The sequence below is a fragment of the Acinetobacter sp. R933-2 genome (genome assembly GCF_030325485.1).
Lineage (GTDB): Bacteria > Pseudomonadota > Gammaproteobacteria > Pseudomonadales > Moraxellaceae > Acinetobacter > Acinetobacter sichuanensis.
Genome location: NZ_JACAIJ010000025.1, coordinates 25,476 through 32,290, shown reverse-complemented (window position 1 = coordinate 32,290; position 6,815 = coordinate 25,476). Strand labels below are relative to the sequence as shown.

At 36.7% G+C, this 6,815-nt stretch carries 8 protein-coding genes; 3 read left to right on the top strand and 5 right to left on the bottom strand.

Annotated features, from left to right (window positions below; all coding sequences use genetic code 11):
• Window positions 1–58: 58 nt before the first annotated feature.
• The 4 genes from HX005_RS18585 to HX005_RS18570 form a co-directional block, all read right to left on the bottom strand.
• Window positions 59–217: a hypothetical protein gene (locus HX005_RS18585; protein ID WP_286378484.1), complete on the bottom strand. Its 159-nt coding sequence runs from the start codon at window positions 215–217 to the stop codon at window positions 59–61.
• A gap of 217 nt (window positions 218–434) precedes the next feature.
• Window positions 435–1,193: a hypothetical protein gene (locus HX005_RS18580; protein ID WP_286378483.1), complete on the bottom strand. Its 759-nt coding sequence runs from the start codon at window positions 1,191–1,193 to the stop codon at window positions 435–437.
• A gap of 239 nt (window positions 1,194–1,432) precedes the next feature.
• Window positions 1,433–2,227, bottom strand: a complete 795-nt coding sequence (locus HX005_RS18575; RefSeq protein WP_286378482.1) for a thioesterase family protein — start codon at window positions 2,225–2,227, stop codon at window positions 1,433–1,435.
• Window positions 2,228–2,746: 519 nt separating this feature from the next.
• The gene (locus HX005_RS18570; RefSeq protein WP_286378481.1) at window positions 2,747–3,433 is read right to left on the bottom strand and encodes a YggS family pyridoxal phosphate-dependent enzyme; all 687 of its coding nucleotides are present in this window, start codon (window positions 3,431–3,433) and stop codon (window positions 2,747–2,749) included.
• A gap of 121 nt (window positions 3,434–3,554) precedes the next feature.
• Here HX005_RS18570 and HX005_RS18565 point away from each other — a divergent pair, with 121 nt between their 5' ends.
• Together HX005_RS18565 and HX005_RS18560 are read left to right on the top strand one after the other, a co-directional pair.
• Window positions 3,555–4,592, top strand: coding sequence for a type IV pilus twitching motility protein PilT (locus HX005_RS18565; protein ID WP_107008244.1), 1,038 nt, complete (start codon window positions 3,555–3,557; stop codon window positions 4,590–4,592).
• 26 nt (window positions 4,593–4,618) lie between these two features.
• Complete coding sequence (locus HX005_RS18560; RefSeq protein ID WP_286378480.1) at window positions 4,619–5,737, top strand: PilT/PilU family type 4a pilus ATPase; 1,119 nt, start codon at window positions 4,619–4,621, stop codon at window positions 5,735–5,737.
• 70 nt (window positions 5,738–5,807) lie between these two features.
• On the opposite strand, the gene fur is transcribed toward HX005_RS18560, so the two are convergent.
• Entirely contained in the window at window positions 5,808–6,245 is a 438-nt protein-coding gene (gene fur / locus HX005_RS18555; protein ID WP_107008246.1) for a ferric iron uptake transcriptional regulator, read from the bottom strand.
• A 110-nt stretch (window positions 6,246–6,355) separates the two neighbouring features.
• Here fur and HX005_RS18550 point away from each other — a divergent pair, with 110 nt between their 5' ends.
• Window positions 6,356–6,754: an outer membrane protein assembly factor BamE gene (locus HX005_RS18550; RefSeq protein ID WP_107008247.1), complete on the top strand. Its 399-nt coding sequence runs from the start codon at window positions 6,356–6,358 to the stop codon at window positions 6,752–6,754.
• Window positions 6,755–6,815 lie beyond the last annotated feature (61 nt).

The window sequence follows — 6,815 nt, the reverse complement described above, 5'->3', positions numbered from 1 at the left end:
ATTGATGTTTATAACATCATTTGAGGAGCAGAATATCACTTATAGGAGTTGTTCAAATTTACGGATCCATCTCTTTATTTGCAGCAGTTGCAGCAGCATCTGCACTGGTTGCTTCAGCATGATTTGAGGATGGGGATGAGTTTTCCTCTGCTTTTTTCGCACAAGCAGCAAGAAATACACAAAATATAATATAGAGCAAAATCTTTATTTTTTTCATTTTGTTACCTATTTTTAGATATGTGTGAGCAACCCATTTTTTTGATACATCCATCATTCATGAAGTATCAAATCATCGGCTGTCTTGGTAACTTAGATTATTATCGCAGTTATCATAACGAGCTTGTATATTTTTGAACATATGAAAAACTTTATATTATTGTAATAATATAACATCTAAAAATTTACCTTTCTAACAATGTCAGTTTTTAGGATATTCAATCCGCAGGAAATGCGTTAGGTGCAGGTGCATAATCTCCATTTTGGTCTTTTTTCGGAACATATCGTGGCGCTTTTAATTCATAAATAACCGTGCCAATCACTCCTGTATTTTGAATTGAACCATGACTTGAGTTTGCAGCATAAGATTGTTCAGGTTGACTAAAAGTAAATGATGCAACTGAACGATTACTTTTTCTAAAACCTTCAATAGAAATTGAACTATAAGGATGCAATACATAACCTGCATTTTTTCGAGATGCCTGACGTCCATTCAAAACATCTAAACCATCTACACTTGACACGACTTCAAAGGTTTGGGCACTACTATTATGATAACGTAATTGATAACTTTGCCCATTTTGACCCGATAAAAAATAACGTTGCCCTTCTCTATATAAGGCTAAGTTTCGTCCTTGATCATCTAATATCGAAAAACTAATTTTTCCAGAGGCTAACGAAATACTGTTTATACCACGCCCTGAAAATTGTTTATCTGCATAACGTATTTGTGTTTCATCCACAGGCTGCTGAGATAATCTTTTTAAATCTACAGTTTGAACATAAGAACTAACATCATCGCCCCATTTTGTTCCTAATTGTTGACTCCCACTGACTCGGTTGTCTTTGCTTTCTGCCTGAGTTGCTTGAGGTGAATATTCTGCATGGCTTGTTTGCTTTTGCTGAATAGGTTGAGAACTACAAGCCGCTAGTCCTGCAAGTAAAAGTAAAGAAAGTAAATAGCGTAGCTTCATCATCTATAATCCTTATCATTTGATTTACTGAGGTTACATACTTCAAAGAAAGATATTTTTTAAACTGTTTTAAAGTGATCTAGCCAAGCCCTATATCAACAATCGTTTTAATTTCACGATGAAAGAACTAATGAACCTCAGTATAACCTGATGAGAAATGATGATTTTGTAGTCATTTGTAGAGTAAATTTTAAAAATGACTCACACTATTTACCCACTTTTTAAAATACTTAGCTTGGCTTTTACATTGGTCGCAAGGTTAAAATTTGTTCTGCACGCCCAAATGGTCCATATATATCATGAAGCACTGAACTGGTTAATCCAATACCATCTTCACCATATTGTTGTACGGTTTCTAAACCTAACCATTTACCTTGAGGTAAACGATACAAATGAATTTGTAAGTCTAGATTTGGAAATCCCCAATTAAATGGAGGAGTTTGCCGTGCAACAATCCCATTTGCTGTGTCAACCATCCCCATTAATTTAACAAATGAAGATGTTTTTTGCCCTTCAATCATCTCTAAATCATTACTGAGCCATACAATTCCTGCACCTTGTCGTCGTTGTTCAGTACGTGCCTCAACAGATTTGATATAACCCCCTGGCCATTGACGGATTTCATGCCAAACGGGTAAGTTTTCTGGTGTTCCTATATTTTGATCTTCTAAACCAGCGATCTGTTGACTGTTATTGGTCATCATGCGCCATGTTCTTGCCACAATACATGTTTTTCCCTGAGTGACCATTTCAGATTCAATGAGTTCAATGGTCTTACCACCACGAATAACTTTAGTTGTAATATAAAAATCTCCAGCAGCAATTAAACCAAAAATATCCAAGCTAATTCGACCAATTCGAACATCATCTCGAGGCGAAAATAGTTCTAATTCTGCACAAATAATGCCTGTTGCAGGTGCCATATGCTGTTCATGCTCATTCCAAGCGCCTTGCACATACTGAGTAGACGTATAGTGGGCTGTGACTACTCCTTGTTCATCAGTAGTACGTTGTATTAGTTGATAATAACTAGACATATTCTTCCTTGATTATTCATTTCTTACATTTTAGGCGTGATATTTTCACTTTTGATTCGCCCTATTTTTGTACTCAATTTATCTCTAAATGTCCAATTTTCAAGAAAATACTGAACGCATAAGTTCAGTATTTCCCTAAAATTTCAAAATTTATCGAGATCAGTTCTATTCTTTTGAATTTGAGTTTTTGGAGGTGTTCTAAATTGTATGCTAATTATGATGATACTGAAATGAATGAAAAAATATTCAAGTACAGCCTCATTTATATTACAAAGTTTGTACTTCTTTTCGTAGGCGATGCCTTACTTTTTAAGGATGAGGAATATATTCCGCAAGGTAACAAAAATCCTTTGTTGGACATGAGAAGCTAAGCTTCGCAAGATATCCACCCTTGTCCAACGGCGACATCCATGTCGCCCTGCGATAGCACCACCACGTTAATTTTTAATTTTGCATAAGATCTACTACAAATTGGTGTGAAACTGCTCAGCATACTTCTTGAAACATCGCCTAAATTTTTTATTTTGAATAATCACGTGAGCCAAATAATGCCGTACCTACTCTGACCATAGTTGAACCTGCTGCAATCGCCTCTTTCATATCACCTGACATTCCCATACTTAAAGTATCCCAGTCTTTAGCATGTTGATGCTTAGATTTTACCATCTCAAAAAGTTGTTTAGCATCATCAAAAGCTGCGGTGTTATTCGGTGCAGGAATCACCATTAAACCACGCAATCTTAAATGTGGAAGTTGGCTAATCTGTTGTACCAATTCTGCAACTTCGCTAGGTTGGCAGCCATCTTTACTGTCTTGCCCATCAATATTGACTTGCAAACAAATATTTAAAGCTTCTTGGTTTACATCACGTTGTGTTGATAAACGTTCTGCTATGATTAAACGATCTACCCCATGTACCCAATCAAATTTTTCTGCCAAATACTTGGTTTTATTGCGCTGCACATGCCCAATAAAATGCCACTCAATATCTAAGTCTTGTAATTTCTCAATTTTCTCTAAAGCTTCTTGTAAATAATTTTCACCAAAGGCACGCTGCCCAGCCATATACATTTCTTTTAACATGTCACTTGGATGTGTTTTTGAAACTGCCAATAGTTGTACTTCTGCTTGATCTCGCTGTGCGTTTTGGCAAGCGTGTTCAATCTGTTGCAGTACATCATTACGTGCTTGTTTTAAATCATTCATTAACCATCATTCCATTTAAAAAAATTTCAGCTTTCTTGTTCATCAAATGTTGGTTATGCTGAACGAAAGCCTTATCATTCTACAAAATAATTATGTAAATAGGTTTTACTTTGGGGACATTATGGACATTACAGAACTACTAGCATTTTCCGTTAAAAATGGCGCATCAGATTTACACTTATCAGCAGGTATGCCACCAATGATTCGTGTCGATGGTGAAGTGCGCCGTATTAACTTACCTGCGTTTGAACATAAAGATGTACACCGTCTTGTTTATGACATTATGAATGATAAACAACGTCGTGATTATGAAGAACAACTTGAAACTGACTTTTCATTTGAAGTTCCGGGGGTAGCACGTTTTCGTGTCAACGCATTTAACCAAAACCGTGGCGCAGGTGCAGTATTTCGTACCATTCCGTCAAAAGTACTCACCATGGAGGACTTAGGTTTAGGTCAAATCTTTAAGGATATTTGTGAATATCCACGTGGTATTGTGTTGGTCACAGGTCCAACAGGTTCTGGTAAATCAACCACTTTGGCAGCAATGCTTGATTATATTAATGATAATCGCTATGACCATATTTTAACTGTCGAAGACCCGATTGAGTTTGTACATCAGTCTAAAAAATGTCTGATTAACCAACGTGAAGTCCATCGTGATACACATGGTTTTAACGAAGCACTGCGTTCTGCACTACGTGAAGACCCTGATATTATTTTGGTCGGTGAGATGCGTGACTTAGAAACGATTCGTTTGGCACTGACTGCAGCAGAAACAGGTCACTTAGTCTTTGGTACGCTGCATACCACCTCTGCGGCAAAAACCATTGACCGTGTTATTGACGTGTTCCCTGCCGAAGAAAAAGATATGGTTCGTGCCATGTTGTCAGAGTCTTTACAAGCCGTTATTTCGCAAACACTGCTTAAGAAAAATGGTGGTGGTCGAGTTGCTGCACACGAAATTATGATCGGTGTACCTGCAATTCGTAACTTGATTCGTGAAAATAAAGTCGCTCAAATGTATTCTGCAATTCAGACAGGTGCAAACTACGGTATGACAACGCTAGATCAAAGCTTAAAAACTTTGGTTGCAAAAGGCACGATCAGCCCTCAAGTTGCACGTAATGCCGCAAAACAGCCAGAATCATTCTTATAATTAAAAAATAAATTTGGGGAATTAGAATGGATTTTAATGATTTGCTCAATATGATGATTGAGCAAAAAGCATCGGATTTATTTATTACTGCTGATGTTGAACCATCAATGAAAATTAATGGTCAAATTGTCCCTGTCGTTAAAACCAAGTTGACAGGTGAAGTTGTTGGTCAAATCATTCATTCAATCATGAGTGATAAACAACGTAAAGAATTTGCAGAAACACGTGAATGTAACTTTGCTATTGTAAATAAAGACAAAACTGCTCGTTTTCGTGTGAGTGCTTTTCAGCAACGCGACCAACCGGGTATGATTTTACGTCGAATCGAAACCGTTATTCCAACGATGGAAGATCTAAAACTTCCACCTATTTTAAAAGATTTAGCCATGACTAAACGTGGCATTATCATTTTTGTAGGTGCAACGGGTACAGGTAAATCAACATCTTTAGCATCTATCATTGGTTATCGTAATCAAAACTCTAAAGGTCATATCATTACCATTGAAGACCCGATTGAATTTGTTCATGAACATGCAGGCTGTATTATTACGCAACGCGAAGTCGGTATTGATACGGACTCATTTGAAATTGCACTGAAAAATACTTTACGTCAAGCACCTGATGTGATCTTAATTGGTGAGATTCGTTCTCGTGAAACCATGGATTATGCTATTGCCTTTGCTGAAACAGGTCACTTGGTTTTTGCAACACTGCATGCCAACAACGCCAACCAAGCCATTGACCGTATTATTCACTTCTTTGAATCTGATCGTCATGGACAGTTATTTATGGACTTATCGCTTAACTTAAAAGCGATGGTTGCACAACAGCTCATTCCAACACCTGATGGAAATTCACGCCGTGCTGCGATTGAAATTTTAATCAATTCACCCTTAATTTCAGACTTAATCCGTAAAGGTGATGTACATGAAATTAAGGATTTGATGAAACGATCGCGTGAACTGGGTATGCAAACTTTTGATCAAGCATTATTTGACCTCTATAAAGCTGGGCAAATTACCTATAAAGATGCACTGAAACATGCAGACTCACCAAATGACTTACGTCTACAAATCAAGTTAGACGAAGAAGGTGGCGCTCAACTTCTCAATGCGAACAATAAACTTACTTTTGATGGTCAATAGTATTTATTCAGCATAAAAAAAGAGCAAATTTAAAATTTGCTCTTTTTTAATTTGTTGTATTTATGTGATTTTATTTCTTACGAAAAGCTTCCTGACATTCAGGCTCATCACAATAACCATACAAATTCAACGAGTGACCTGTTAAGCTAAAGCCATATTGCTCAGCCACTTTATGTTGTTCATGTTCGATAATATCATTCGTAAATTCAACAACTTTATTACAGTTTTGACAAACAATATGATCGTGGTGATCTTCTTGCATGATTTCAAAAACTGAATGATTATTTTCAAAATGATGACGCTGAATAATACCCGCAGCTTCGAATTGTGTTAACACACGATATACGGTCGCAAGACCGACATCTTCACCTTGCTCAAGTAATGTTTTATAAATGTCTTCCGCGCTCAAGTGGTGTTGTCTTGAATTTTCTAATAATTCCAAAATCTTGATTCGTGGTAGGGTAACTTTAAGTCCAGCTTTGCGTAAATCTTGATTTGAAATAGCCATATACAAAGGTCTCAACAAATTTTAAGTTGGAATATGCAACAGAGTTTAGATGCAGTATGATCTATCCCTAGATCAATTGCATCATAATTAATTTGGGATAGTGTAGCAAAATGCAAAAAATCATGCTGACGTTATTCGTCGCTTCTTTACTTGGTGGATGTTCCGTATTCGGTGTATATAAAGTTGATATCCCACAAGGAACACCTTTAACCCAAGCACAAGCTTCAAAAGTTCAAGTTGGTATGAACTATCAGCAAGTTCGCTTCTTACTTGGCAGTCCAACAGTCACTGATCCATTAAACCCATCACGTTGGGACTACATCTACAACTATATTCCTGGAACTTATGCTAAAAAAGCTAAAATTCCTGCTGCACATGGTCAACATTTAAAAATATATTTTAATGAGTCAGGAATTGTGACTAATATTGAAGGACTAGAAACGATTCCAGAATCTCAACCTGGTTTGCCTGCTTCTAAAGAAGCAATTTTGAATGCGCCTCCACTATAGACATTTTCCAATAAAAAGAAACCCCTCCATCAGGGGTTTTTATTATCATTGTCATAGTTTA

Excerpts from the sequence above, each read along its gene's own strand:
- HX005_RS18575 (WP_286378482.1), bottom strand. The coding sequence starts at position 2,227 with ATGTCTAGTTATTATCAACTAATACAACGTACTACTGATGAACAAGGA.
- HX005_RS18565 (WP_107008244.1), top strand. The coding sequence starts at position 3,555 with ATGGACATTACAGAACTACTAGCATTTTCCGTTAAAAATGGCGCATCA.
- HX005_RS18560 (WP_286378480.1), top strand. The coding sequence starts at position 4,619 with ATGGATTTTAATGATTTGCTCAATATGATGATTGAGCAAAAAGCATCG.
- fur (WP_107008246.1), bottom strand. The coding sequence starts at position 6,245 with ATGGCTATTTCAAATCAAGATTTACGCAAAGCTGGACTTAAAGTTACC.
- HX005_RS18585 (WP_286378484.1), bottom strand. The coding sequence starts at position 217 with ATGAAAAAAATAAAGATTTTGCTCTATATTATATTTTGTGTATTTCTT.
- HX005_RS18580 (WP_286378483.1), bottom strand. The coding sequence starts at position 1,193 with ATGATGAAGCTACGCTATTTACTTTCTTTACTTTTACTTGCAGGACTA.
- HX005_RS18550 (WP_107008247.1), top strand. The coding sequence starts at position 6,356 with ATGCAAAAAATCATGCTGACGTTATTCGTCGCTTCTTTACTTGGTGGA.
- HX005_RS18570 (WP_286378481.1), bottom strand. The coding sequence starts at position 3,433 with ATGAATGATTTAAAACAAGCACGTAATGATGTACTGCAACAGATTGAA.